This window comes from Acinetobacter sp. NBRC 110496 (assembly GCF_000876115.1).
Classification (GTDB): Bacteria; Pseudomonadota; Gammaproteobacteria; order Pseudomonadales; family Moraxellaceae; genus Acinetobacter.
Genome location: NZ_BBTF01000017.1, coordinates 32,124 through 57,807, shown reverse-complemented (window position 1 = coordinate 57,807; position 25,684 = coordinate 32,124). Strand labels below are relative to the sequence as shown.

The following is a 25,684-nucleotide window of genomic DNA, read 5'->3' as shown; positions in this document are numbered from 1 at the left end:
TTGATATTTTTATTCAACTTTTTTTGATCATAAATTCAAGAGTTGTTAAAAATATATTTGCAAATCATATAGAAGACACGGCAAAAAAATTTTAATTTTAATTTTAGATGCTTAAAATCTGATAATAAATAGATGATCCAAGCTGATTCATCTATTGATCATCATAAAAATATTAAGGAATAAAGGATTTCCCCAATGATGCAGGTAAGTTCATTTGCAATAGTTTTTTATCACGTGAAATCAGGACCAGAACTAAAATCGTAACCACATACGGCAACGCAGCCAGTAATTCGACAGGCAGATCCAGACCCAACGCTTGCGCATGGAATTGTAAAATGGTGACACCACCAAATAAATAAGCACCGACTATCAATCGTGCAGGTTTCCAGACCGCAAATACCACTAGTGCAATGGCAATCCAACCACGGCCTGCTACCATATTTTCAACCCATAATGGCGTATATACCGTTGATAAAAATGCCCCACCTATTCCAGCCATTGCTCCACCGAACAACACGGCACCATAACGAATCAACAGTACTGGATAACCCATGGCATGTCCTGACTCTGGTGACTCGCCCACCGCTTTAAGCAATAAACCCAGCTTGGTTTTTGCCAAAATCCACCAAATGACAAAAAAAGATAAAATCGATAAATACACCATATAATTTTGGTGAAATAAAATCGGCCCAATAAAAGGGATCTCCGACAGGACGGGAATATCCAGTGCCTTTAGCCCCTCCAAACTGTTACTGACAAAATGTTGCCCCACGAAAGCGGATAACCCTACACCGAAAATGGTTAATGCAAGCCCACATGCAGCCTGATTAGCTGCGAGCGAAAGGGCCAAAATTGCAAAAATGAGTGCAGCACTCGCACCTGCAATGGCCCCTGCCAAAAGTCCTGCCGCAGGCCCTAGACCTGTGCTTGCACAAAAAGCAAAACCCGCAATGGCACCAATCAACATCATGCCTTCAACACCCAGATTAATCACCCCTGTTCGCTCTGCAACCAACTCACCCATTCCTGCAAAAATCAGGGGTGTGCCTGCGGCTAGAGTACCCGCCAAAATTGGAACTAAATCAATCATGTCTAACTCCTAAGCTGTTTCAATGGATGCAATCGAAGATGTATGCTTTTTCATTGTTTCAGACCTGCCAAACCGATAGCGATTTTCGATGAAAGCATCCGCAGCCAATAAGAAAAACAACAACATTCCCTGAAATAATCCTGTAATTGCCGCAGGAAGCTGTAGATTTAGCTGTGCGGTTTCTCCACCAATGTAGAGCAAGGCCATCAAAAATCCTGACAAAACAATCCCGATCGGGTTTAATCGTCCCACATACGCCACAATAATTGCGGCATAACCATAACCTGGGGAAATATTTGGATTGAGTTGTCCAACCGGACCTGCAACCTCACCAATGCCTGCAATACCTGCCATAAAACCTGAAATCATAAGACTAAACCAGATAGCCTGCTTTGCAGAAAACCCCGCGTAGCGTGCAGCATCAGGTGCTTGACCACCGACTTCAAGCTGATATGCAAGAAAACTGCGTTTACTAAACAGCCAGAATGCCAACACTGCAAAAATGGTCACCCCAATCACAGCATTGATTCGTGTGCCTTCAAATAAAATAGGAAATAAAGTTCCACCGTCGAACATAACCGATTGTGGAAAATTCATGCCTTCAGGATCTTTCCACGGCCCGTTAATCAAATACAGTAAAATAAATGTCGCAATATAATTCAGCATTAATGTGGTCAGAGTTTCTTGCGCATTAAAATGGGTTTTTAGTAATGCAGGAATAGCTCCCCATAAGGCTCCGCCAATTGCACCCGCAATCACCATAGAGGGTAAGACCCAGAATGCGGAGGTTCCCTGACAGGCAATGGCTAAACCACCGCCAAAAATTGCCCCCATAATAAGCTGGCCTTCAGCACCGATATTAAAAATACGGGCTTTAAATCCAACAGATAGGCCTAATGCAATTAAAATTAAGGGGCTGGCTTTAATAATCAACTCACTCCAGCCATACCAACTGGATAAGGGTTCAATAAAGAACACCAGAAATGCTTCAAGCGGATTTTTGCCTAAAATCATAAATAATAGGCCACCAATAGAGAATGTTGCCACCAAAGCAATTAAGGGAGAAAGCCACTTCATTAAAATCGATGGATGATCACGCGGTTCGAGTAAATGCATATGTAACCCCAGTTCAAATGATATAGACCTAAGCGGATGCGTCTAAAACGCTTGGACTTTGCGATTGCCGATGCAATCCGGACATCATCAAACCAATCGTTTCAGCATTGGTTTCATTCACAGGTTGAGCTTCACTTAGGCGACCTGCGGCCAAAACAGCAATTCGATCACTGATCTCAAATAACTCTTCCAATTCTTCAGAAATTACAATAATGGCGACACCCTGACGCGACAGATCAATTAGTGTTTGACGAACAAAGGCGGCTGCACCGACATCGACCCCCCAAGTGGGTTGGGCCACCAGCATAACTTTAGGCTGTTGCAAGATTTCACGACCTACGATGAATTTTTGTAGGTTGCCACCCGACAAAGAACGCGCGACAGCCGCCGTTCCAGAGGCCTTTACCGCAAATTTCTGCATACAGTCTTGTGCAAAATGACGCGCTTTTTCGTAATTGACCAATCCATAACGCACAAAACCTTGTCGAAATGCGGTCAGTAAAGCATTTTGAGTTAGACTCATCGCGGGAATAGCGCCTCGTCCCAAACGTTCTTCAGGCACAAAACCAAAACCCAGTGCGCGGCGCTGTCCCGCATTTAAATGGCCGATCGCCCGTCCCTCTAACATTACGCAGCCTTTTGCAGTCGTTATTTCGCCAGACAAGGCCGTCAACAGTTCGGCTTGCCCATTTCCTGAAATACCTGCAATCCCCAGAATCTCTCCTGTTTTCACACTAAGCTGAATATGTTCGAGCGAGGTTCCAAAAATATCAAGTGCCTGAACATTGAGCTGTTTCACTTCAAATATAGGCTTACTCTCGCCTACATAAACAGGATGTTCATAAGCAGGAAGATCACGCCCAATCATCATCTTAGCCAGACTCACGGTACTTTCCTGTTTAGGAATAGCAGTTCCTGTCACGGTTCCACCCCGTAAAATAGTAGCGCAATCACATAAGCTCTGTATCTCATGGAGTTTATGACTGATATATAAAATTGATACCCCTTCACTGGCTAAACGGCGTAACGTTTCAAACAAGATTAATACCGCTTGAGGCGTGAGTACCGAAGTAGGTTCATCTAAAATTAACAATGATGGGTTTTGCAATAAACAACGTACAATTTCAACACGTTGTCGCTCTCCAACCGATAAACTATAAACGGTTCTTTTCGGATCAATGGGCAATCCATACTTTTCAGAGACTGCAATGACGCGCTTGGATAATACGTTTAGATCAAATTTTTCATCCAGACTCAGGGCAATATTTTCCACTACCGTCAACGTTTCAAATAAAGAAAAATGTTGATACACCATACCGATTCCCAAACGTCGGGCCGCAGCAGGACTTTCGATCGTGACAGAGCGACCATTCCAGACAATTTCTCCTTCATCAGCCTTGACTGCCCCATAAATAATTTTCATCAGGGTACTTTTGCCTGCCCCGTTTTCACCCAATACTGCATGGATTTCACCGGGTGCGACCTGTAAATTAATATGGTCATTGGCCACTAAACTGCCATACTGTTTCGTTATATTGATTAACTCCAGACGATTTTTCTGCAAGATAGGTGCAGGTCTGCTGGTGCTCATATTCAAGTCTGGATTAACAGAGATTTTATCGGTCGGTAAAGCCATCAGGTCATCTCTTTAGCTCATGTGATTAGAGAGAAGCAAGGGGCATGCCATGCTGCAATCACTTTATTTTGTGGATCATATTTAAATAAAAAATCTGTTTAGTGACTTAATTCAGTCCAAAACCCTTGATGTGCTTGCGCTGCTTCTTCACTCAAACACGGCCCAATGACCCTGATTTCGCGTTGTCCACTAGCAAATACCTGACGACAAGGTAAAGATAATGTCGGGTTTTCTGGGTGATTCCCTGTAATTTCGAGGAGTTGTGTTTCACTCATGCCATAGACGACCCGACCAATGCCGGTCCAATAAATCGCACCAGAACACATCGCACAGGGTTCAGCATTGGTATATAAAGTACAGTTACGCAACTGTTCCAATGACAAAAGTCGTGCGGCCTGCCCTGCTGCAACAGTTTCAGCATGACGGGTGGGATCACCCGTCGGAGGTAATGAATTATTGCCTGCCTGAGTGACAACCTCGCCTAGTGCATTCACCACAATTGCAGCAAAGGGATGCAAGCCTTGCAATTTAGTTTGTTCTGCCAATTCAAACGTTTTTCTTAGAAAAAACAGATCTTGCGCTGTTGCCTGATCATTTAATGTCATTTTGATGTCTCTTTTAATTCAATAACGATTGATCTTAAAGACGGAGCGTAAGTAAAAATTTTCTATTTAGGCTCTATCTGCATCATTGCCGATATTTTTAAAAATGATAGTCAACCCGAACCATTGGTGTACTGGCCGTGGCACCTTTTCCTGCAAAGCCATCGCTGTCACTGCCAAATTTATTTTTCCAATACTCATAGCCTGCGCCTGCGCGTAACTTGCTGCCTTTTAACCCAATAACTGGGCCCAAGTCATACATCACACTTACATCAATATGGGTTTCAGCTTTTGTATCACCACCAGACTCATTTTTTCCTTTTGAATCAATCCAAAGTGCATATCCTTCAAAAGATAGCGGTGTTTTTCCAATTGGAATGCCCCATGTAAACTGTGCAGCAGCATGAGTGTCATAGGTGTAACGCCCCGAAGAATACCCAAATCGCGGGGTATCTGATGAAGGATCATTACTTTCAAATAATGCCAATACGCTAAAATCTAGAAAACCAGGCACATCAAATTGAATAGTTGGCCCTACGACCCACATACGTTTTTTTGAACCATAACTATCATTTTTAGTGTTCCAGTCCAGCCCCAATGTTAAACCTGCACCACGAATGTAACCTGGTACAGATAAATTTGTTTTAGTAATGGCGCCAACATCCAGATAACGACGAATGACCACATAGGCTTCCTGAGTTCCTTTAGCATTGGATTGAGTGCTATTCGGTTCATCATCTGACTGAAGCAAATCGACATTAAAGAAATTTGAACCATACTTATCACCACTGGCATGGGTCAGATTAAAAATTTGTTTGGTGATATCGGTACGACTGCCATCTGAATCATTTTTATACGGTTCTGCAAATTGTGATCCATAACGCCATCCAATAGAGGTATCGCTCCATGTGGAAGCCTGTACAGATTGCATGGTTCCAATTCCCCCCAGAATAGTAGCCATAGCAGTCATTAGCGTTTTTAATGCATTCTCTTGTTGGAATACCTTCATTGCACATTTCCCCTTATCATGTTCTCAAGATCAAAGCTCACAATATTCATCTCAAGACTCATAATGATGGCTTTTCAAAAATCACGTTTGCCCAATGCAAAACGATCTGACCCTGTGATAAAGGCAAATTTCCTACCAAAGATTGGCATATTAAAAATGTGCAATGTTGCTTATGTTAAAACAGATATAAACAATAAGATGATTGTTTTGAACCGATGTCATGAAATCACAGACAGAATTTAGCACAGGAAAATGAGCGTTATCTTCCTGTGCTTAAGCAGAAGTAATTGAGACAATGAGCTTAGATATTGGTTAATTGACCACATGACTATCGTTTCTCAGAACCGAAATCACCAACTCTCTGAACCAGCGAAACTCAGGAGAACGATGCTGACGTTCATGCCAAAGTAGATAATAGGAAATTTTGGGAAACTGGATTGGCGCATCGGAAATAGTCAAAGGCAATAATGCACTATAATGGCGAGAAAATGAGCGCGGCGCAGAAAAAATCGCGTCAAGTTGTAGCAGCATATAAGGAATCATTCCAAAGTACGGAATAAATGCCACAATATTACGTTTTAGGCGTTCTTTGGATAAATGTAAATCGATAACTCCACGTTGCCCAACGGTATAAGGTGTTGGAGCAATATGATCAGCATTAAGATAATCATCCATCGACAAGGTCTTATGCGCCAGAGGATGTGACTTACGCAGCAAACAGACCACTTCATCCTCGAACAATGGAGCAAGCCGTAAATATTCAGGAGGCTGTGGCCAGTTACCAATCACCGCATCGTACATACCACTTTCCAATGCGTGTGCATAATCTACATTATGTCCCATGGAATGCATGATGACCGTGCAATGGGGTGCTTCAACATGAATCCTGCGAAGAATTTCACCAATCGCGATGGGGTTTAAATAGTCCGATGCTGCCAGATTAAATATCTGACGCGATTGTGCCGGATCAAAATTAACTTGTTGGGTGGCAATTAATTCAAGCTGGCTTAATACCTGACTCACTGGCTCGAGTAAGGATAAACCACGCTCAGTAGGGGTCATGCCATTACGGCTACGCACCAAAAGCTGATCACCTGTGATCTCCCTTAATTTTTTTAAAGCGGTACTAATGGCCGGTTGTGATTGATTTAGTCGTTTGGCTGCATTAGAGACACTTTTTTCTGTTAAAAGCATATATAAAACTTGCAGCAAATGTGCATCTAATGCTTCCCATTTATTTGTAGGATGAATCACCAATCTGTCCTTATCTAAGATCACCCGAGTCCATAGGCAAAATTTATACCATCTCTGGGCTACAATAAGGCAGAACGATTCATAATGATGAAAATAAAAACGATTTTTACGATTTATCTCAGTTGATAGCCAATAAACCAGCCATTGGAATAAATTTTGGTTGATGGCGAATATGATTGATCCAACGACGAATGTGTAAAAAAGGCAGCAAACTTACACCCGCATCCCAAGCCAATGCAACTTGAGGAAATACAATCAAGTCAGCGGCCGTCAGTTGCCCACGCAATAAATAACGGTGTCCGCAAATGGTTTGCTCACATAAATGATCATCCAGCTCACGGAACTGCTGCGCTGCCTGCTGAAGTAATCTTTTCTCATCTGTCAAAAATTGATCCATTGTCAGACCGGCCTGACGTAATTGTCCCAAACTCAGTTTGAGTTTCTCATTAAAATCATGCCACTCCTGTATTTGCGATGACAAATAAACTGGTATCCATTGAGATTGTGTTCCTGTTAATTCAATTAAATATTGAAAGATAAACATCAGCCCAGATATGTTTGAAGAAGAATCTAATAAAACTGGCGATTCAAATTGATTATCGAACTGTTCAACATCTGCATATACAGACTGGTAAGGAAGTTGTAAAAACTCAAGTAACAAACGTACGCTATAGCAATCTGTCGATAATGGATCATCGGCAAAATTTAGAGGCAATGTTGATAGATTCACGTTCATACCACTTGCTCCGTTTGTATGCTTTTATGTACTCCATAGCTCCAATTCTTGGTGATCAGCCATTTGCGATATGCAGTCGCCAGTGCATCAGCTTTGGTCGGAATTTCCAGTTTGTCCAAAGGAAGTTTTAAAGGCACATGATTTTCCAGAATCGGTTTGTCCTGAGTAAAAATTTTCTGCTGAAATAAAACCATATCGGTCATGCTGCTCGTCTGATCATCCAAAATCATCAGCAAATGCGCCCGAATATGAGTTTCACTCAGGGGTTGAATAAAAAGACACACTACATCAGCAGGAATAATCCCCTTAGCCGCAGTATTCACTTTATATAAAATCGCGTTTAAGGGGGAAGCAACGCGATAGATATATTCAGTTTCCTGCGGCTGGGGTGAACTCGGTGCGGCAAGTGGTTGCGTAAAAAAACACTCCGTTGCCCAGATTTCATCGACATCTTCACGCCATTCAACGTGATAGGGTTTGACTGCAGTTTCTGGTTCAGCTCCCAAAATACCAGTATGGACATACGGAAAATGTGCCATATCCAGAAAATTTTCTATGCCACGTAGTGGTGAAGTGCGTACCCCGTAAGCACCACACGGCACACGGCGTGCCTCTACAACCTCATATTCATCAAGCTGAAATAATGGTTTTTTTTCAGTTCCGACACATAACCATACAAACCCAAAAGCCACTTGCACAGCCAAATTCAACATGTCTACATCGAGTGAATCGAACTTCACCTGATAAACATGGACATCATTGATGATATCTCGATGGATCGTTAAAATTTGTCCATCCAGACATGTTTTTATCTGCTGGCACCGAACGAATTCCTGCTCTGACGCAACCACAATCCATTCCCCCATCAAACTAGATGAAATCATCTGCGAATACTGCTGTGTATTAGGCATGGCTGAGTTTCTCCGACTCCAGATTTTCTCGCATCTGTCTTAATAAAGGATAACATTGAGTAGGCTTTGCGCTTTGTAATAGCATGGCATGTACCGTTACAACATTGGTCTGTGTCGGCGTGAGATAAATACGCAATCTACGATCTGCTGCATCATCTCGCCAACTCAATCCATTATGCATAGCGCATTCAGTCAAACCCGCTTCCAATAAATAATCTTGTACTTGAGGGAGTGTGACCGAGATAGTGACAGACCCTGCATAGACTAATTGTATTTCCTCAAATAAAGGATCAATGTCAGGTAAAGCATCTTCGCCATACCAGATCAGGCCTGAATTTTCCATGACTGCATAAGATCTTGCACATACACTTTTCGGTGCGCGCTGTTCAGGCTGAGCAGGAATACGCTGACAATGCCCATCTTCTGCGGCAAACTGCCAACCGTGATAGGCACAGACCAGACTTTCACCCTGTACCTGCCCCAAACTTAAACGCACACTACGATGTGGACAACGGTTTTCCCAGATTTGAACATGACCCTGCATGGAACGCCAGACAGCAACATCTTTCCCCCTCACCAGAACCTGCTCTACCTCACCTGTTTCGATCAGTATAGAAGGGACTAACGGAATCCATTGACCTGTAATCATGCCCATTTTCCTCAATATAACTTAAACCACTTTGCCCAATTTTTATTTTGGCAATACACCTTGCACGCCTTGTACATAGAAGTTCATTTTGTCGAGTTGCGCTTCGGTATAAGCACTCCCCGCCTTAACAAATTCTTTACCTGCCTGTGTATATAGAGGGCCAGCAAATGGATTCAATTTGCCTGCTTTAATCGCATCACGACGAGCTAATACCATCTTTTTGGCATCCGCAGAGACCGCTGTGCCAATATTTTCAACATTGATCGTGCCTTCTTTTACACCAGAGTAGATCGGTGCATTGCTCCATTTTTTCGCAGCAACATCTTTCAGCACTTTGTCGTAAATCGGATCCCAATGTAGTACCGCAGCACCCAATTGCGCATCGCCACCAAATTTACCCATATCTGAGTTCCAACCTAAGCCCCAAACACCTTTTTGTTTGGCTGCCTGAACAACTGCTGGCGAATCAGTATTTTGTAATAACACATCACAACCTTGTGAAATCAAAGCCAATGCAGCATCACGTTCTTTACCCGGATCAAACCATGAACTCACCCAAACCACCTGTGTCGTGATTTTTGGATTAACACTACGCGCGCCAATGGTAAAAGCATTGATATTACGCACTACTTCTGGAATGGGGTAAGAACCGACAAATCCAATTTTATTGGTCTTACTTTTGCTTCCTGCCAATACACCCAGTAAATAAGCCCCTTGATAGGTACGGATATTGTAGTTACCCATATTCTTACCAGACTTATAGCCCGTCGCATGCATAAATACGGTATTCGGATAAGTACGTGAAACTTTTTCCATCGCATTCATATAGCCAAATGACGTTCCGAAGATCACTTTATTGCCTTGCTGTGCTAGATTACGAAATACTCGCTCCGCATCTCCTGTTTCAGGCACATTGGCAACAAAGGTGGTTTTTACTGCTCCTTTCAGATCTTTTTCGGTGCGAATGCGAGATTGGTCATGTGCATATGTCCAGCCATGATCACCTGGCGGACCAATATAAACAAAAGCTGCTTTGAGTGGATCAGCCGCATAAGCTGCAGTCACCATTGTTGCTGTTGTCGATAGAGCCCCTACGGTGAGTAAACCACTACTAGCCGCACAAAATGCGGTCTTTTTAAATTTTGAGAATAATTTTGAAAATAAACCCTGCGGGCTTTGATCGTGTAACGTATTTGGATTTTTGTTCATTTCAATAGGCATCGCATTACCCCAATTTTGTTATGGTATAAACGCCAGAAAATAAAATTGCTCGAATCACAATGATCTATTTTCCAGAATACATAGAGGTAAAATGCAACGTTTGCGCCAACATTCAGTTTAATATTTTTAATTGATCATTTTTAAATAAAGGTTATACAAAAATTAAAATAGATCACTCTTTAAATTAAAAATAAAATTCATAACAATCAAATTGTTAAAATAAATTTTTTTAGCAACCGCTACTTTCTCTTACGGCGCAATAATCGCTCCAAAAAGTAATTTCTTGATCGTGATAATTATTTTGCACAAGTGTGGAACATCTAGGACCCACACCTGCTTCAAAATCGTATTTCTAATTCCGAAGTAACTGCGCTACCTTTGCAGGAGTTTTCTTCTGTGCCATGACAATACCGATCAGAATCATGATCCCACCAATGCTATGATAAACAGTCCAATGTTCCGACAACCACAGGCTGGCAATAATTGCGGTAAATACAGGCATTAAATTCATAAAAATACTGGTACGGTTTGGGCCAATCGCCTGTACCGCCACCATCCATAATAAAGGTGCAATCAGCGATGGAAACACCCCTGCATAGAAAACACTGGCTGCATTTTCAGCATTAATCCCATCTAGGCCAAGCCAGAGTAGAAATGGCAGGTGATACAACAATGCAAACGCAATTTGTACATATAGACTGGTCAGCAATGGCAATTGCAGCTGCCATTTTTTTAGAAAAACCCCATAAAAGGCATAGAACCCGACAGCGAGTACCATCACCGCATCGCCCCAGTGTCCGCCCTGTGCAAACAAACTGGAAATATGCCCTTGGCTCATGACATAGATCAAGCCAGCAAAGGACAACAGACTGCCAAAAATCGCAAAACGGTTTGGTGCATCTTTTAAAATGAAATAAGAGATAAAAATGGTAAATATCGGGACAAAGGCATTCACAATGCCCATATTGGTTGCGGTGGTATAATGCGCTGCGGTATAAGAAAGACCTTGATACAACACCATCCCAAAAGCACTCAACACCGCTAATTTAGGCAGGTATGGCACAATTAAACTGCGCTGTTTCCATACCTTGGGCAACATGAATGGTGTTAAAATCAGAAAAGCCACAAACCAACGATAAAAACTAATACTGACGGGTGAAATATAATCAGCCACATAACGAGTCACCGCAATATTCAGCGACCAAATCAAGACGGCAATCAAGGGCAAGACAAAGGCCCATTTTTGGTATTTACTCAACTGACCCATCATTTTCTCACAATATCTCAGCAATGCTATATTGTGAAAGATGTCCAAAATAATTGAAATATTGAATTTCAGACATTTATATCGCGCTCACGACATCTGTTATGCTTAGAATAGCTCCCAAGCACGCATGGCGTGTTCAACCACCCGATGCAATTGTTCAACCGTCGCACCATCGCGTGCCTGAATAGTTAGCCCCTGCACAACCGTTGCATAAAAGTCTGTCATTTCCTGTAAAGGCGCTGTTGCTGGCAAATCCCCGTTGGCAACGCCCTGCTCTAAACGTTCAAACAGTTTTTGCTTGGTCTGCAAACGTTTTTCCAGAATATTGTGTTGCACCGCCTGTGCATTGTCCGAGCAGTTCATGGTTGCAACCACCAACATACAGCCTGCTGGTTTATTGGGTTGAGCCAAACGTTTGACGTTGTCATATAAATAAAGCTCAAATGCAACTTTGGCGGTTTTGGCTTCTAAAAAAATAGGAATTATCGGGCAAGCTTCATGTGCCAAATAATAATCGATGCATTTATAAAACAGCCCAGCTTTATCACCAAAACTGCTGTATAAACTCGGGGCAGTCAGCTCTAGCGCTTGTGTCAAATCACTGATTGACGTAGCTTCATAACCATGCTCCCAAAATAACAACATTGCTTTTTCCAAAGCCTGCTGCTCGTCAAAACACTTCGGACGACCACGCTTCTTTTTCAAGCTATCATCACATGGTGTTGGCAGAGGATCAGGTGCATTTGTCATAACAGTCACAGGTATTTTCATAACGATCACTATCAAACTAATTGACGCAGCAACATTAATCAACTATTTTATTTTATAGCGATCATTATAAAACTTATTATTTTTAAATTTTATTGTTATCCGACTAACAATAAACGGAATTTTTATGGAAAACTCATCTGCAACTGAGATCAGCTCACTGGAGTCAAACCCTTCGCAAGGGAACTGGCTCGCGCTGCTTTCAGTGACATTCAGTGCCTTTGCTTTAGTTACGGGTGAATTTCTTGCCATTGGCGTACTCAACGACATCGCACGGGATTTCCAGATCTCAGTGGGAACAGCGGGTCTCACGGTTTCGTTAACTGCAATTGTGGGTATGTTCGCTGCTGTGCTGATTCCAATTTCAGCGAAGACACTCGATCGACGTAATTTGCTCTTGCTGCTCACTCTGTTCATGATTGTTGCCAATCTTCTTACTGCATTTGCGCCTAACTTTCTCCTGCTTTTAGTCGGGCGCATTATTTTGGGCGTTGCTGTTGGAGGCTTCTGGGCCACTGCGGTTGCTTTAAGCGGCCGTCTTGCACCCCCTCATTTACCCATTGCCAAAGCTACCGCATGGGTCGCGTTCGGAGTCACTTTAGCCAGTGTATTGGGTGTTCCCATGGGCACCTGGCTGGCTCAATATAATGGCTGGCAAACCTCTTTCACGGCGATTTCATTGATGGGGATATTCCTGTTTATATTCCAGTATCTATACCTGCCTCAATTGAAACCCGCATCTTCCCTACGCTGGAAAGAGCTTCCGATCCTGCTACAACATCAGGCTGCACGTAAAGGACTGATTATCTTTCTTTTTATGGGTTTCGCACATTTTGCAGCTTATAGTTATTTTTCTGCCTTTTTTAAGCATGAACTGGATTTCTCTGAGGGCTTGATTAGCCGTTTACTGCTGGTCTATGGGATCGCAGGGATTTTTGGCAATATTTTTGCGGGCTACCTCGGACAGATCAATATTCGTTATACCTTCGCAGTGAGTGGTATTGCCTTCTTGTTTGCCTTTCTCAGCCTGCCGCTGTTTGGCACCCATATCATCTCTGCAATCATATTGACTGCCGTGTGGGGCTTCGCTTATGGCATTATTCCAACTGCAGTCAACATCTGGATGTTTACCCATGCACCCGAAGCCGTTGAAAAAGGCATGCCTATGGTAACATTGACCTTTTTAATCCTGATTGCGCTAGGCAGTATGTTTGGCGGCATTATCGTTGATTATTTTAATGGTACGATCTTATTTTTTGCCATGCTGCCCTTGGTCTTCTGTTCTCTGGTATTGATCTTTACGCTGGCACGCGGCTTAAACAATCCTAAAAACCATTATCAAAACAATAATACAGGCTGAGATGGAACCTGTCTGTGATCAATGATGAATGGTCGCCGCTATAGTACGATAAGTTAAGGCGACCGTATTGATTGCTTTCTGTTCCAGCATCCATTTCCCCGACCATGCAAATTTATAATAAGCCTTACAGATATTTTTATAATGATCACTATAAAAACATTTGACGACCTTCTATTTATGCACTATTTTATTTTATAGCGATCGTTATAAAAAATTAATCAATTCTTCACCCTTTTGTCATGCTACTGACAAATAAGGATATTCACATGGAACAATCCACCTCTTCAGACACCCGACCCACTGAAACTACACAAGGAAGCTGGTATGCAATTTTAGCGGTAGCTGTTGCTGCCTTTGCACTGGTCACCAGTGAATTCTTACCTGTGGGCGTCCTCAATAGTGTCGCGACCGACTTGAATATTTCAGTAGGCACAGCGGGATTAATCATTACCTTACCTGGTGTTATGGCTGCAATTGCAGCGCCGCTCTTGCCCATTTCCGTGAAACAGCTTGATCGACGCTATGTATTGATCTTGCTGACCGCAATTATGGTGATCGCCAATACCATTACTGCTTTTGCAGATAGCTTCAATGTGTTATTGCTTAGCCGCTTGGTACTGGGGATTTCAATTGGCGGCTTCTGGGCCACCGCCATCGCGTTAAGTGGCAAACTTGCACCCGCACATTTGCCAATTGCCAAAGCTACTGCGATTGTCATGGCTGGTGTTACTTTTGCTACTGTACTCGGTGTTCCAATCGGGACTTGGCTCAGTGAATTCTATGGTTGGCGCAGCGCCTTTGGAATTACCGCTGCCATCGGCTTAGTGGTGTTAGTACTGCAACTGATTTTCTTACCTGCACTAAAACCTGAATCTGCCATTCATTTACATGATCTGCCCGCCCTACTCCGTACACCAAAGGCGCGTAGTGGTATGTTGATTGTCCTGTTAATTGGTCTAGCTCACTTCTGTGCCTATAGTTATTTAGCGCCTTTCTTTAAAAATATTGCAGGCTTTGATGGTACCACCATCAGTTCATTGTTGTTGCTCTACGGTATTGCAGGTATTTTTGGTAATGCATTTGCTGGCTATAGCGGCAATTTAAATGTGCGCTATACGCTCGCCTTTGTCGGGATCTGTTTTGTAATCGTATTTTTCGGCTTCCCGATTTTCGCGACTCACCAGTTTGGGGCAATTGTATTGACTGCTTTATGGGGGTTTGCATTTGGTGCTTTCCCGACTTCAGCCAATATCTGGATGTTCGTGCATGCCCCTCACGCTGTTGAAAAAGGTATGCCGCTATTTGTAGGGATGTTCCAAGTGATGATTGCCACGGGTTCATTACTCGGCGGCTATGTGGTTGATCATTTCAATGAAAATATCTTAATTTATGGTGTAATTAGTTTTGTTGCCTTGGCATTGATCAGTATCTTCACTTTGGCCAAAGGCTTGAATAACCCCAAAGTGACTTTCGAAAATTAGCATGAGATCCTCAAATGAAGCGTGATGTTGCTGAACAATTTCCATTCTTGCACGGTATAGAAGTCCATGAATTTCTGTATCAAAAGGATGATATTGTCACACCTCATTCTTCACTTTGGGGCGATTTCAATTTCAGTCTGAATGGGACTTTAGAGTTTGATATTGAAGGTAAATATTACCTATCACCCCCCTGTTATGGATTATGGTTACCCCCACGAACCGAACATCAATCACTGCCGGTTGAGCATGAAATTCATTATATCTGTATTCGTCTACATCCGAAGTTTGGCGATTTTTTGGGTGCTGAATGCCGTTGTTATAGTATCGAACCATTTTTGCGGGCCTTGGTACTGCAGATCCTTGAGCAGCAAAAACAGGCTGCTGCGCCTGAATATCGTGAACATCTGCTTCAAGTTCTGTTGGATCAACTGAAACAAGCACCCGCTTATTCTCATTACCTCCCACAAAGTAGCCACCCGATCTTGGCTCCTATTCTGGAAAGACTGGCAGATCCAGATCAATTTAATCAAAGCCTGCAACAGCTCTTACAACAGTTTCCAGTCAGCGAACGACATGTATTACGCCTTAGTCAGCAGGAATTACAACTTTCATTATCTGAATGGCGTAATCGCGCCAAAATCATTTTTGCCATCAATCAGATTCGGCAAGGCATGACCATCAAGCAACTGGCTTTTACGCTGGGCTATCATCATAGCTCCAGCTTTATTGAATTCTTCAAACGCTATACCGGGCAGACGCCAATTCAACTCAAAAATTCAGCAGTCTAAAACAAATCTTTGGTTTTACTTATTATTTGTATGGATTCATATCAAGAGGATTGCACTCTGAAGCAATAGCAGTTAAAACAAACAGGTCTTGTCACAACAACAAATTAGGACGCATTCCATGAGCCAGTCGGTTTATCACATTCCTGTTAAGGACATCAAAGGTCAAGAGGTTGATCTTGCTCAATATCAAGGCAAAGTTCTGCTTATCGTTAACGTCGCATCAAAATGCGGTTTAACCCCACAGTATGAAGGTTTAGAAAAACTCTATCAGGCCAAGAAAGAACAAGGCTTGGAAATTCTGGGTTTCCCTGCCAATAACTTCTTGGAACAAGAACCAGGTACGAATGATGAAATTCAACAATTCTGTTCTTTGAATTATGACGTGCACTTTCCGCTATTTGCCAAAATCTCGGTTGCAGGTGATGACAAACATGCATTATATCAAACCCTTACTCAAGCCATTCCTGAACGTATTGGCGAAGGGCCATGGTGGAAAGATCTCGTGGATTATGGTTTAACCCCAAATAATCCGCCAGAGGTGTTATGGAATTTTGAAAAATTTCTCGTGAATAAACAGGGTGAAATTGTCGCTCGTTTTGCACCAGACATCACTGCAGATGACGAGCGTATTGTCAGTGCCATTGAAGCTGAATTGGCCAAATAAACTTTAAAAACATATAAAAAAGAGCAGTTGATCTGCTCTTTTTCTATTTGAATTCCCTCTCTCCATATGATCGTCTGCCATCAAACTGTTGCAGAATTGCAAAAATCACTTTTTTCTCCACACTTTCTCACTATAGTGACTTCCCTCTTATAATCTGGTGTGTTCAGCCATGATGGAAAAGCGATCTATCAAAGCCATTCTCACAACATCTACACTTGCCGCAGTGCTTGCCTTGGTCGGTTGTGACCAAACACCACAGGACAATCAACAGGCTGAACAATCCACTGAGCTGGAGCAATCCATCAGCACACCAGAAGATCAACAAGGTCACAGCTCAACTGCGCAGCAAAGCCAGAATTTAAGCCGTGGCAATATGCTCAATATTGCCCGTGATATTGCCAAGCTTCAGATCGAAACCGATGACTATGTCACGCTGCTGAAACAATCGCAAAGCAATCTAGAGCAGGCGATCCAGGATAAGAATGCACAGAAGTTACAAAGCACCACAGGTGAGTTAAATCAGCAACTGCATAACTTGCACGACGCCTTATTGTCATTGAATCTCAGAAGTGATGAAGTCGATCAGATCCGCCAAAGCCTATTGGCTGCCAATCAGCAGCTGTTAAATATGCCTCTCTTGCATGGTCAAACCGACCTTTCAAAAATTGATTTTGCCAAGATCGAGAAACAGTTTAATAGCATTCAAATGGACATGGTGAAACTGGCCACTTTGATATTGGGCAATCATAAAGCCGATTCGAATGCCTAGAGATTAATTCTTTTAATTTTCAATTTGCGATAAAAAAGCCACCTGACGGTGGCTTTTTTAATCTCGAACCTGCAGTAATTAAAGTGCGCGGTTTTTGATTTTACGAATTGTTTCAAGCTGGCCTGAGATCTCTGAAAGAGATGCCAATGCCGCAGCTGAGTCCAAATCACTCTTTTGATTGGCTAACAATGCTTCAGCTTGTTTACGAGCTTCCATAATTGCAGCTTCATCCAAGTTGTCAGCGCGAATTGCAGTATCTGCAAGTACGGTCACAACGTGAGGTTGAACTTCTAACACACCGCCTGATACATAAACGATTTCTTCTGTACCATTTTCCAACTGAACACGAATCGGGCCCGGTTGGAGCAAAGTTACGAGTGGCGCATGTCCTGGTAAAATACCAAGCTCACCGCCCGCACCTTTTGCGATTAACATCGTAACTTGTCCAGAGTAAATCGACTCTTTAACACTTACAACATCACATTGCATAGTCGCCATGAGAATCTCCTTAAATTAGAGTTGCTAATTAAAGTTTCTCGGCTTTAGCAATCACTTCGTCAATACCACCAACCATATAGAACGCTTGTTCTGGGATGTGATCGTATTCACCAGCTAATAGACCTTTAAAGCCACGAATCGTTTCTTTAAGTGGTACTAATTTACCAGGCGCACCCGTAAATACTTCAGCAACATGGAACGGTTGAGAGAAGAAACGTTGGATTTTACGTGCACGGTAAACAACCAATTTATCTTCTTCAGCTAACTCGTCCATACCCAAGATTGCGATGATGTCTTTAAGCTCTTTATAACGTTGCAATACGTTCTGTACAGAACGTGCAATTTCATAATGCTCAGCACCAACCACTAATGGGTCTAACTGACGTGAAGTTGAGTCAAGTGGATCGATCGCTGGATAAATACCAGAAGATGCGATGTCACGGCTCAATACAACAGTAGCATCTAAGTGAGCAAACGTTGTTGCAGGCGATGGATCTGTTAAGTCATCGGCAGGTACGTATACTGCTTGGATCGATGTGATCGAACCAGATTTAGTCGACGTAATACGCTCTTGAAGAACACCCATTTCCTCTGCAAGTGTCGGTTGGTAACCTACTGCAGATGGCATACGACCTAACAATGCTGATACTTCAGTACCCGCAAGTGTATAACGGTAGATGTTGTCGACGAATAATAATACGTCACGACCTTTACCATTTTCGTCTTTTTGATCACGGAAGTATTCAGCCATGGTCAAACCAGTCAACGCTACGCGTAAACGGTTACCTGGTGGCTCGTTCATCTGACCGTAGACCATTGCTACTTTGTCAAGAACGTTAGAATCTTTCATTTCGTGATAGAAGTCGTTACCTTCACGAGTACGCTCACCAACACCAGCAAACACAGATAAACCTGAGTGAGCTTTCGCGATGTTGTTGATCAACTCCATCATGTTAACGGTTTTACCAACACCGGCACCACCGAACAGACCAACTTTACCACCTTTCGCGAACGGGCAGAGTAAGTCGATGACTTTAATACCAGTTTCTAAAAGATCAGTCGAAGCTGCTTGTTCAGCATAAGAAGGGGCTTGACGGTGAATCGGCAAACGCTCTTCAGTCGCTACAGGACCTGCTTCATCGATAGGGCGACCCAATACGTCCATGATACGACCAAGTGTCGCTGGACCTACTGGAACAGAAATCGGTGCATTTGTGCTAGTTACATTTAGGCCACGTTTAAGACCTTCTGTAGAACCCATTGCGATGGTACGAACAACACCATCGCCAAGCTGTTGCTGAACTTCTAATGTAGTTTCAGTACCGTCAACTTGGAGAGCGTCATAGATCTTAGGAACGCTATTGCGCTCAAACTCGACGTCGATAACCGCGCCGATGATCTGAATGATACGACCGCTACTCATTGCTGTCTCCTCAATTCAAACTTAATAATGTTAAACGGCAGCGGCACCGCCAACGATCTCGGAAATTTCCTGAGTAATCGCGGCTTGACGCAGCTTGTTGTAAATGAGCTGTAGGTCTTTAATCAATTGTCCTGCGTTGTCTGTCGCTGCTTTCATCGCGACCATACGAGCTGACTGCTCACATGCAACGTTTTCAATCACACCTTGATAAACCATAGACTCGATATAGCGAACCAACAAACCATTTAACAATTCTTCTGCTTCTGGTTCGTAGAGATAGTCCCAACCATAAGTACGGTTGAGGTCATCGCCTTCTTCTGCCGGTGCTAAAGGAACAAGTTGTTCAACTTTAGGCTGCTGAGTCATTGCATTGACAAAGCCATTTGATACGAGGTAGATACGATCTAATTCGCCCTTATCAAATGCATCAAGCATAACCTGCACTGAGCCTGTTAACTGTTCCAAACTCGGCGCATCGCCAAGTTGGGTCGTTGCACCAAGCACTTTACCGCCGTAATTCTTAAAAAACGAAACCGCTTTTTGACCAATCAAAGCAAATTCAACTTCAATTGACTGCTGTTGTTGTGCTTTGACATGCTGCACAACTTTCTTGAACAAGTTAATGTTCAAGCCACCTGCCAAACCACGATCTGAAGACACTACGATATAGCCAACACGCTTAACTGGGCGTTCAACCATATAACGGTGTTTGTATTCAGGGTTTGCTTGGACCAAGTGAGCAATTACACGGCGCATATTATCGGCATACGGACGGCCCTGAGCCATGCGCTCTTGCGCACGACGCATTTTCGAAGCAGCTACCATTTGCATCGCGCGAGTAATCTTTTGCGTGCTCTTGATACTAGCTACTTTGGCGCGAATTTCTTTTAAATTTGCCATACGCTTAACCTAGTATTCGAAAGCTCTTTCGAGCTTCCGAAGGTTGATCCGTGAACCAAACTTAACTAAAGATAAACTTAGTAAGTTTGAGTCGCTTTGAAGCTCTCAATACCTGATTTGATTGCTGCTTCGATGTCTTTGTTGTAATCACCAGTTTCATCGATCTGTTGCATTAACGCAGCATATTCAGAGCGGAAGTAAGAGATTAACGCAGCATCAAAGTCTACGATTTTCTTCACTTCTACGTCAGCCATATAGCCTTCGTTCGATGCATATACAGAAACAGCTTGGTCAGCAATTGAGTATGGAGCATATTGTTTTTGCTTCATTAACTCAGTTACACGTTGACCATGCTCAAGTTGCTTACGTGTTGCTTCATCAAGGTCAGAAGCAAACTGAGCAAACGCAGCCAATTCACGGTATTGTGCTAGAGCAGTACGGATACCACCAGACAATTTTTTGATGATCTTAGTTTGAGCTGAACCACCAACACGTGATACCGAGATACCCGCGTTCACAGCAGGACGAATACCTGCGTTGAATAATGATGTTTCTAAGAAGATCTGACCGTCAGTAATCGAGATTACGTTGGTTGGTACGAATGCAGATACGTCACCAGCTTGAGTTTCAATGATCGGTAATGCAGTTAAAGAACCAGTTTGACCTGTTACAGCACCGTTCGTGAATTTCTCAACATAATCAGCTGAAACGCGCGAAGCACGTTCAAGAAGACGCGAGTGAAGATAGAATACGTCACCTGGATACGCTTCACGACCTGGTGGACGACGTAACAATAATGAAATTTGACGGTAAGCAACAGCTTGCTTAGACAAATCATCATAAATGATTAACGCATCTTCACCACGATCACGGAAGTATTCACCCATTGTACAGCCAGAATACGGAGCTAAATACTGCATTGCTGCAGGATCAGCGGCCGCAGCTGCGACAACAGTTGTATACGCCATAGCGCCAGTTTCTTCTAGCTTGCGTACTACGTTTGCAATTGTTGATTGTTTTTGACCAATCGCAACGTATACACATTTAATGCCAGAGTTTTTCTGAGCGATGATCGCATCGATCGCCATTGCTGTTTTACCAGTTTGACGGTCACCAATAATCAACTCACGCTGACCACGACCTACAGGGATCATGGTATCAACTGATTTATAACCAGTTTGAACAGGTTCGTCGACAGACTGACGCCAAATTACACCTGGTGCTACTTTTTCAACAGCATCCGTTAGTTTTGCATCAATCGGGCCTTTACCATCAATTGGGTTACCCAAAGCGTCTACGACACGGCCAAGAAGTTCAGGACCAACCGGAACTTCTAATACACGACCTGTGCAACGAGCTTTTTGACCTTCTTGCAGGCTTAGGTAGTTACCTAAAACAACGGCACCCACTGAATCCTGTTCTAGGTTCAGTGCCATACCAAATAAGCCGCCGTCGAATTCGATCATTTCACCGTACATTGCATCTGCAAGACCGTGAATACGCACGATACCGTCAGATACCATGACGATGGTACCTTCATTCTTCGCGGTCGCGCTGGTGTCCAGATCGCCGATACGCTGTTTAATGAGCGCACTGATCTCGGATGGATTCAGTTGTTGCATTGCGCTATTCCTCAATCTTTTTTAAGTTCAGTCTTTTTGCTATTAGGCAAGAAGACGAGTCCGCATTTTTTCAAGCTTGTTAAGCGCAGAGTCATCTATCACTTGGTCGCCTGCACGAATCACAACACCTGCGATTAACGCTGGATTAACGTTAACAGTGACATGAACTGTTCTGTTAAAACGTTTTTCAAGCGCGTGAGCTAAAATATGCTCTTGTGTCGCATCCATTGGAAAAGCAGATTCAATCTCTACTTCCAATGTGTTGTTGTTCTGCGATTTAAGTAATTCGTATTCTGCTGCGATTTCAGGCAATAAAACCAAACGATCGTTGTCTGCAAGCAAGGTCAAGAAATTTGACACTGATTGAGACTGATCTTCACCTAAAACCTTCGCAAAAAGACCTACTTGTTCCGCAGGAGTCAGCTCAGGGCGATTTAAATAAGCGGAAAATGCTTCGTCTTGCACCGCAGCACCGAGCAGTTGTAACGCATTTGACCAAGCGTCAGTTGCATTCTGCTCAGATGCATAAGCAAATGCTGCTTTGGCGTACGGGCGTGCTAACGTCAAGAGTTCAGCCATATTCGCCTCGCTTAAAGTTTAGCAGCCAGCTGATTCAGCATGGCATTATGAGCTTCTGCGTCAACTTGTTGGTTCAGAATTTTTTCTGCGCCAGCAACTGCCAAAGCAGCAACTTGTTGACGTAATTCTTCGCGAGCAGAATTGATGTCTTGATCAACAGTTTCTTTCGCCTGTTGACGAATACGCTCACCTTCAGCAGATGCTTGGGTACGCGCTTCTTCGATCAATTGTGCTGCACGACGGTTCGCTTGTTCGATCAATTGAGCCGCTTGTGCTTTTGCTGCGTCTAATTCTGCCTTAACTTGTGCTTGCGCATCAGCAAGGTCAGCTTTTGCTTTTTCAGCAGCATTTAAGCCATCAGCGATTTTACGCTGACGCTCACTAATCGCATTGATTAGTGGTGGCCAAACAAACTTCATGCAGAATGCGACAAAGATCGCAAATGCAATTGCCTGGCCAATCAATGTGAGGTTGATATTCATTTCGCTATTCCTCAATATGTGGATTTAGGAATTAAGCTATTAACCTACAAATGGATTAGCGAAGATGAAGAACAAGCCAATACCAACACCGATCATAGGCACAGCATCAAGAAGACCCGCAATTAAGAACATACGAGTTTGAAGTTGTGGAGCCAATTCTGGTTGACGAGCAACAGCTTCTAAGAAGCGACCGCCTAAAAGACCGAAACCAATCGCAGTACCTAAAGCACCGAAAGCGATCAAGATAGCAGATGCAATTGCAACTAGACCTAAAGTGAGTTCCATGAAAAATTCCTCAGAGGTTAGGTTATTACCAAATTAAACTAAAATTTAAGCCCAACTGTCAGGTGACAATCAGGCAATACCATTAATGCTTTTCGCTTGCCATGCTCAAGTAAACGATGGTCAGCATCATAAAGATAAATGCTTGCAGCGTGATTACGAGAATGTGGAAGATAGCCCAAGGCACAGATAACGCCCACTGGATCCAGAACGGCAATAATGCGATCAAGATGAAGATCAACTCACCCGCATACATGTTACCGAACAGTCGTAGAGCCAACGAAACTGGACGAGCAAGGAAAGTTACTAATTCCAAAATTAAGTTCACTGGAATCAATAACGCTTTTGCAAATTTGTTACTTGGGTTGAATGGGTTAAGTGCCAATTCACCGACGAAACCGCCGATCCCTTTCTCACGAATACTATAGAACAAGATTAAAACAAATACAGACAACGACATACCAAGGGTAATGTTCGGGTCAGTAGATGGAACGATCTTGAAGTAAACGTGGTGAGGGTCCATGCCAAATACGTTTGCACCAATCAATTGAGCTGTATACGGGATCCAGTCAACTGGGATTAAGTCCATTGCGTTCATGAGGAAAATCCACACGAAAATGGTTAATGCCAAGGGTGCAATTAAGCGTGATTTGCCGTGGAAAGTATCACGAACACTTGAGTCAACAAACTCGATAATCATTTCAATCGCTGACTGAAATTTAGTTGGAACACCTGCATTCGCAGCTTTCGCAACTGTCCAGAACAACAAACAGAAAATAACACCAAGTCCGATAGACCAACCCATTGAATCCAAGTGAATTGCAGTGAACCCCATCGAATGAGCTTCTTCAGCAGTCTCAGCCAATTTCCATGTACCGTCAGGCATTTTGCCATAGGTCATATTGGTCAAGTGATGCTTGATATACTCGGTCGAAGTCAGGGCATGTTCTTCAGCAGCCATAAATCACACCTGGTCAATGTCAATCATTAAAAAGAAGAGAAACGAATCATGCGGATGGCCATAATTCCGCTTCTACTTCCAAAAATCTCAAAATGTGCCTTACCCTCGTTTTTGTAGACGTGCCACCCAAAATGGCGCGACCCACGACATCGCTTGTACGAGAATAAATCCACAAAACAATGCAACCGGTGACAGCGGTTTAACATTGCTCAAAATTAATATAAAACCCACGATCACAATCGCAAACTTACCGAGCATTCCTCGGTACATATTCAGCATGACTTGTTTTGATGCTCTTGCGCCTGCCGTTCTAAACGACTGCCAAGCAAAATAACAGTGTGCCAACCAACATACCAAAGCCCCAAGCGCAGCACTCAAAGCAGCAGTTGTATCTTTTATTGCCCATGCAAGCAACGCTGCAACAGCAATCATACACGCTTGTAAGAAGACCAAAGCTTTTGCTAATCGTCGGTCAATCATGCGACTAGTTTGGCTCATTTTTTACCCACTTACAGCAGAACTGCTTGACAAGTTTTAATCATGATCGTTTCGAATCGCAGGCATTATAGAGTTACACCCCTGAACATGCAATCTTTTCTCGACTTAAGTCGGGTTTTTTCGTTACCATATTTTCTGACGATAGAGTCAATTGATTTTTATTTTTTTGATCAATTTTGTGCACTTATTACGCATTTATCGGTTTTTGAAGCCAATTTTTGCCACGCTGTTACAAAATTGTCTTCGCCACGCATGCTTTCATCGACCGGTTGGAAAACTACTGGGTTCATTTTTTGGTACTGACTGGCACTCGCTGTCGTTTCAGCCAATAAGCACATTTTATTTTGTGGGCGATTATCTCTTAAATACTTGATTTGGGCTGCAGTCGGAGCAATGTGCGGATCATCCGTTAATGCGCCTGCAAATTTCAAGTTTAAGGCCCGCTCCAAGTATTGATAGGCATCATGATAAGACCAATAGTTCTTGGTTTTGGTTGAACTTTCATATTGTTGAGAAGCCTGCAACATTTGCTGTGAAAATTCTTTGGCATTGGCCATATATTTGGCCCGATTTTCGGGATATTGCTGCGAACGTAAGGTCGCGATAAAAAATGCGATGCGAACTGCATTATTCGGATCCAACCACACATGACTATCTATAGTATTTGGCATAGACGCACCACGCAAATTACGTAGTGGCAAAGTGGTTAAAATACCTGAGTCCAATAAAGCAATCGCTTTACGGTTCGAGCTCAACATTTTTTCCAGTGGCGCTTCATGGGATTTACCCAACCAGATGACCAATGACGCATCTTGAATCGCTTTACGATGAGCAGGGGTAAGTTGTACATCATGACCACTCTGGTCTTTCAGGAGCAGAACAGGTTGTTCTACTCCATCTGTGACTTGTTTGGCAATCAAATAAATTGGATGTGTTGAAACCACCAAGCTTTGTGTCCAGCCCCATGTGCTTAACATCGAAAACAAGACAAAAACAATTAGGCGGGACATTTCAACATTACTCACGAAATAAAGCATGTTATAATATAACAAAAGTTAAAAAATGCCTATGTCTATTTTAAGATTCATAGCCCGATCGACCACGAGCTTAACTTATAT

At 42.9% G+C, this 25,684-nt stretch carries 27 protein-coding genes; 5 read left to right on the top strand and 22 right to left on the bottom strand.

Annotated features, from left to right (window positions below):
- Positions 1-172 precede the first annotated feature (172 nt).
- The 12 genes from Aba26S_RS10475 to Aba26S_RS10420 form a co-directional block, all read right to left on the bottom strand.
- Positions 173-1,090, bottom strand: coding sequence for an ABC transporter permease (locus Aba26S_RS10475; protein WP_005240382.1), 918 nt, complete (start codon positions 1,088-1,090; stop codon positions 173-175).
- 9 nt (positions 1,091-1,099) lie between these two features.
- Positions 1,100-2,206, bottom strand: a complete 1,107-nt coding sequence (locus tag Aba26S_RS10470; protein WP_005240384.1) for an ABC transporter permease — start codon at positions 2,204-2,206, stop codon at positions 1,100-1,102.
- Positions 2,207-2,234: 28 nt separating this feature from the next.
- Complete coding sequence (locus tag Aba26S_RS10465) at positions 2,235-3,842, bottom strand: ABC transporter ATP-binding protein (protein ID WP_005240387.1); 1,608 nt, start codon at positions 3,840-3,842, stop codon at positions 2,235-2,237.
- A gap of 98 nt (positions 3,843-3,940) precedes the next feature.
- The gene (locus Aba26S_RS10460) at positions 3,941-4,447 is read right to left on the bottom strand and encodes a nucleoside deaminase (RefSeq protein WP_005240389.1); all 507 of its coding nucleotides are present in this window, start codon (positions 4,445-4,447) and stop codon (positions 3,941-3,943) included.
- Between the two features lie 97 nt (positions 4,448-4,544).
- Positions 4,545-5,453, bottom strand: coding sequence for a hypothetical protein (locus Aba26S_RS10455; protein WP_005240392.1), 909 nt, complete (start codon positions 5,451-5,453; stop codon positions 4,545-4,547).
- Positions 5,454-5,765: 312 nt separating this feature from the next.
- The gene (locus tag Aba26S_RS10450; RefSeq protein ID WP_005240395.1) at positions 5,766-6,707 is read right to left on the bottom strand and encodes a LysR substrate-binding domain-containing protein; all 942 of its coding nucleotides are present in this window, start codon (positions 6,705-6,707) and stop codon (positions 5,766-5,768) included.
- A gap of 118 nt (positions 6,708-6,825) precedes the next feature.
- Positions 6,826-7,443: a glutathione S-transferase family protein gene (locus Aba26S_RS10445; RefSeq protein WP_005240397.1), complete on the bottom strand. Its 618-nt coding sequence runs from the start codon at positions 7,441-7,443 to the stop codon at positions 6,826-6,828.
- Entirely contained in the window at positions 7,440-8,354 is a 915-nt protein-coding gene (locus tag Aba26S_RS10440) for a hypothetical protein (protein WP_005240399.1), read from the bottom strand. Before Aba26S_RS10440 ends, Aba26S_RS10445 begins: the two co-directional genes overlap by 4 nt.
- Complete coding sequence (locus Aba26S_RS10435; RefSeq protein WP_005240401.1) at positions 8,347-9,003, bottom strand: Rieske 2Fe-2S domain-containing protein; 657 nt, start codon at positions 9,001-9,003, stop codon at positions 8,347-8,349. Before Aba26S_RS10435 ends, Aba26S_RS10440 begins: the two co-directional genes overlap by 8 nt.
- A gap of 42 nt (positions 9,004-9,045) precedes the next feature.
- Complete coding sequence (locus Aba26S_RS10430; protein ID WP_005240403.1) at positions 9,046-10,224, bottom strand: BMP family ABC transporter substrate-binding protein; 1,179 nt, start codon at positions 10,222-10,224, stop codon at positions 9,046-9,048.
- Positions 10,225-10,576: 352 nt separating this feature from the next.
- Positions 10,577-11,491, bottom strand: coding sequence for a DMT family transporter (locus Aba26S_RS10425; RefSeq protein ID WP_005240405.1), 915 nt, complete (start codon positions 11,489-11,491; stop codon positions 10,577-10,579).
- Positions 11,492-11,596: 105 nt separating this feature from the next.
- A complete protein-coding gene (locus Aba26S_RS10420; RefSeq protein ID WP_370538958.1) occupies positions 11,597-12,250 on the bottom strand; it encodes a TetR/AcrR family transcriptional regulator in 654 nt (217 codons plus the stop codon).
- 136 nt (positions 12,251-12,386) lie between these two features.
- Between Aba26S_RS10420 and Aba26S_RS10415 the strand changes: the two genes are divergently transcribed.
- From Aba26S_RS10415 to Aba26S_RS10395, 5 genes are all read left to right on the top strand, one after another.
- Positions 12,387-13,619: an MFS transporter gene (locus Aba26S_RS10415; protein ID WP_005240408.1), complete on the top strand. Its 1,233-nt coding sequence runs from the start codon at positions 12,387-12,389 to the stop codon at positions 13,617-13,619.
- Between the two features lie 266 nt (positions 13,620-13,885).
- A complete protein-coding gene (locus Aba26S_RS10410) occupies positions 13,886-15,100 on the top strand; it encodes an MFS transporter (protein WP_005240411.1) in 1,215 nt (404 codons plus the stop codon).
- Between the two features lie 14 nt (positions 15,101-15,114).
- Positions 15,115-15,888 carry a helix-turn-helix transcriptional regulator gene (locus tag Aba26S_RS10405; protein ID WP_005240413.1) on the top strand — a complete coding sequence of 258 codons (774 nt, stop codon included), beginning with the start codon at positions 15,115-15,117 and terminating at the stop codon, positions 15,886-15,888.
- 118 nt (positions 15,889-16,006) lie between these two features.
- Entirely contained in the window at positions 16,007-16,552 is a 546-nt protein-coding gene (locus Aba26S_RS10400) for a glutathione peroxidase (protein ID WP_005240415.1), read from the top strand.
- Between the two features lie 169 nt (positions 16,553-16,721).
- Positions 16,722-17,321, top strand: coding sequence for a hypothetical protein (locus Aba26S_RS10395; protein ID WP_043971796.1), 600 nt, complete (start codon positions 16,722-16,724; stop codon positions 17,319-17,321).
- Between the two features lie 78 nt (positions 17,322-17,399).
- Here Aba26S_RS10395 and Aba26S_RS10390 read toward each other — a convergent pair whose 3' ends face one another.
- From Aba26S_RS10390 to Aba26S_RS10345, 10 genes are all read right to left on the bottom strand, one after another.
- Positions 17,400-17,819: a F0F1 ATP synthase subunit epsilon gene (locus Aba26S_RS10390; RefSeq protein ID WP_004773226.1), complete on the bottom strand. Its 420-nt coding sequence runs from the start codon at positions 17,817-17,819 to the stop codon at positions 17,400-17,402.
- 28 nt (positions 17,820-17,847) lie between these two features.
- Positions 17,848-19,242, bottom strand: a complete 1,395-nt coding sequence (gene atpD, locus Aba26S_RS10385) for a F0F1 ATP synthase subunit beta (protein WP_004656517.1) — start codon at positions 19,240-19,242, stop codon at positions 17,848-17,850.
- A 30-nt stretch (positions 19,243-19,272) separates the two neighbouring features.
- Positions 19,273-20,142: a F0F1 ATP synthase subunit gamma gene (gene atpG / locus Aba26S_RS10380; protein ID WP_005240419.1), complete on the bottom strand. Its 870-nt coding sequence runs from the start codon at positions 20,140-20,142 to the stop codon at positions 19,273-19,275.
- Between the two features lie 77 nt (positions 20,143-20,219).
- The gene (atpA, locus tag Aba26S_RS10375; protein WP_004773229.1) at positions 20,220-21,764 is read right to left on the bottom strand and encodes a F0F1 ATP synthase subunit alpha; all 1,545 of its coding nucleotides are present in this window, start codon (positions 21,762-21,764) and stop codon (positions 20,220-20,222) included.
- A gap of 42 nt (positions 21,765-21,806) precedes the next feature.
- The gene (locus Aba26S_RS10370) at positions 21,807-22,343 is read right to left on the bottom strand and encodes a F0F1 ATP synthase subunit delta (protein WP_005240421.1); all 537 of its coding nucleotides are present in this window, start codon (positions 22,341-22,343) and stop codon (positions 21,807-21,809) included.
- A gap of 11 nt (positions 22,344-22,354) precedes the next feature.
- Positions 22,355-22,825 carry a F0F1 ATP synthase subunit B gene (locus tag Aba26S_RS10365; RefSeq protein ID WP_004656525.1) on the bottom strand — a complete coding sequence of 157 codons (471 nt, stop codon included), beginning with the start codon at positions 22,823-22,825 and terminating at the stop codon, positions 22,355-22,357.
- Positions 22,826-22,864: 39 nt separating this feature from the next.
- On the bottom strand, positions 22,865-23,110 hold the full coding sequence (gene atpE, locus Aba26S_RS10360) for a F0F1 ATP synthase subunit C (RefSeq protein ID WP_000424060.1): 246 nt from the start codon (positions 23,108-23,110) through the stop codon (positions 22,865-22,867).
- Positions 23,111-23,192: 82 nt separating this feature from the next.
- Positions 23,193-24,068 (bottom strand): F0F1 ATP synthase subunit A, encoded by an 876-nt coding sequence (atpB, locus tag Aba26S_RS10355; RefSeq protein ID WP_005240424.1) that lies wholly within the window; start codon positions 24,066-24,068, stop codon positions 23,193-23,195.
- Between the two features lie 99 nt (positions 24,069-24,167).
- On the bottom strand, positions 24,168-24,566 hold the full coding sequence (locus tag Aba26S_RS10350) for an ATP synthase subunit I (protein WP_005240426.1): 399 nt from the start codon (positions 24,564-24,566) through the stop codon (positions 24,168-24,170).
- A gap of 170 nt (positions 24,567-24,736) precedes the next feature.
- On the bottom strand, positions 24,737-25,576 hold the full coding sequence (locus tag Aba26S_RS10345; protein WP_005240428.1) for a metal ABC transporter substrate-binding protein: 840 nt from the start codon (positions 25,574-25,576) through the stop codon (positions 24,737-24,739).
- Positions 25,577-25,684 lie beyond the last annotated feature (108 nt).

Excerpts from the sequence above, each read along its gene's own strand:
- Aba26S_RS10345 (WP_005240428.1), bottom strand. The coding sequence starts at position 25,576 with ATGTCCCGCCTAATTGTTTTTGTCTTGTTTTCGATGTTAAGCACATGG.
- Aba26S_RS10460 (WP_005240389.1), bottom strand. The coding sequence starts at position 4,447 with ATGACATTAAATGATCAGGCAACAGCGCAAGATCTGTTTTTTCTAAGA.
- Aba26S_RS10410 (WP_005240411.1), top strand. The coding sequence starts at position 13,886 with ATGGAACAATCCACCTCTTCAGACACCCGACCCACTGAAACTACACAA.
- Aba26S_RS10470 (WP_005240384.1), bottom strand. The coding sequence starts at position 2,206 with ATGCATTTACTCGAACCGCGTGATCATCCATCGATTTTAATGAAGTGG.
- Aba26S_RS10350 (WP_005240426.1), bottom strand. The coding sequence starts at position 24,566 with ATGAGCCAAACTAGTCGCATGATTGACCGACGATTAGCAAAAGCTTTG.
- Aba26S_RS10440 (WP_005240399.1), bottom strand. The coding sequence starts at position 8,354 with ATGCCTAATACACAGCAGTATTCGCAGATGATTTCATCTAGTTTGATG.
- atpD (WP_004656517.1), bottom strand. The coding sequence starts at position 19,242 with ATGAGTAGCGGTCGTATCATTCAGATCATCGGCGCGGTTATCGACGTC.
- Aba26S_RS10475 (WP_005240382.1), bottom strand. The coding sequence starts at position 1,090 with ATGATTGATTTAGTTCCAATTTTGGCGGGTACTCTAGCCGCAGGCACA.
- Aba26S_RS10390 (WP_004773226.1), bottom strand. The coding sequence starts at position 17,819 with ATGGCGACTATGCAATGTGATGTTGTAAGTGTTAAAGAGTCGATTTAC.
- atpG (WP_005240419.1), bottom strand. The coding sequence starts at position 20,142 with ATGGCAAATTTAAAAGAAATTCGCGCCAAAGTAGCTAGTATCAAGAGC.
- Aba26S_RS10455 (WP_005240392.1), bottom strand. The coding sequence starts at position 5,453 with ATGAAGGTATTCCAACAAGAGAATGCATTAAAAACGCTAATGACTGCT.
- atpA (WP_004773229.1), bottom strand. The coding sequence starts at position 21,764 with ATGCAACAACTGAATCCATCCGAGATCAGTGCGCTCATTAAACAGCGT.
- Aba26S_RS10365 (WP_004656525.1), bottom strand. The coding sequence starts at position 22,825 with ATGAATATCAACCTCACATTGATTGGCCAGGCAATTGCATTTGCGATC.
- Aba26S_RS10465 (WP_005240387.1), bottom strand. The coding sequence starts at position 3,842 with ATGGCTTTACCGACCGATAAAATCTCTGTTAATCCAGACTTGAATATG.
- Aba26S_RS10415 (WP_005240408.1), top strand. The coding sequence starts at position 12,387 with ATGGAAAACTCATCTGCAACTGAGATCAGCTCACTGGAGTCAAACCCT.
- Aba26S_RS10400 (WP_005240415.1), top strand. The coding sequence starts at position 16,007 with ATGAGCCAGTCGGTTTATCACATTCCTGTTAAGGACATCAAAGGTCAA.
- Aba26S_RS10370 (WP_005240421.1), bottom strand. The coding sequence starts at position 22,343 with ATGGCTGAACTCTTGACGTTAGCACGCCCGTACGCCAAAGCAGCATTT.
- Aba26S_RS10430 (WP_005240403.1), bottom strand. The coding sequence starts at position 10,224 with ATGCCTATTGAAATGAACAAAAATCCAAATACGTTACACGATCAAAGC.
- Aba26S_RS10435 (WP_005240401.1), bottom strand. The coding sequence starts at position 9,003 with ATGATTACAGGTCAATGGATTCCGTTAGTCCCTTCTATACTGATCGAA.
- Aba26S_RS10425 (WP_005240405.1), bottom strand. The coding sequence starts at position 11,491 with ATGGGTCAGTTGAGTAAATACCAAAAATGGGCCTTTGTCTTGCCCTTG.
- Aba26S_RS10445 (WP_005240397.1), bottom strand. The coding sequence starts at position 7,443 with ATGAACGTGAATCTATCAACATTGCCTCTAAATTTTGCCGATGATCCA.
- Aba26S_RS10395 (WP_043971796.1), top strand. The coding sequence starts at position 16,722 with ATGATGGAAAAGCGATCTATCAAAGCCATTCTCACAACATCTACACTT.
- Aba26S_RS10405 (WP_005240413.1), top strand. The coding sequence starts at position 15,115 with ATGAAGCGTGATGTTGCTGAACAATTTCCATTCTTGCACGGTATAGAA.
- atpE (WP_000424060.1), bottom strand. The coding sequence starts at position 23,110 with ATGGAACTCACTTTAGGTCTAGTTGCAATTGCATCTGCTATCTTGATC.
- atpB (WP_005240424.1), bottom strand. The coding sequence starts at position 24,068 with ATGGCTGCTGAAGAACATGCCCTGACTTCGACCGAGTATATCAAGCAT.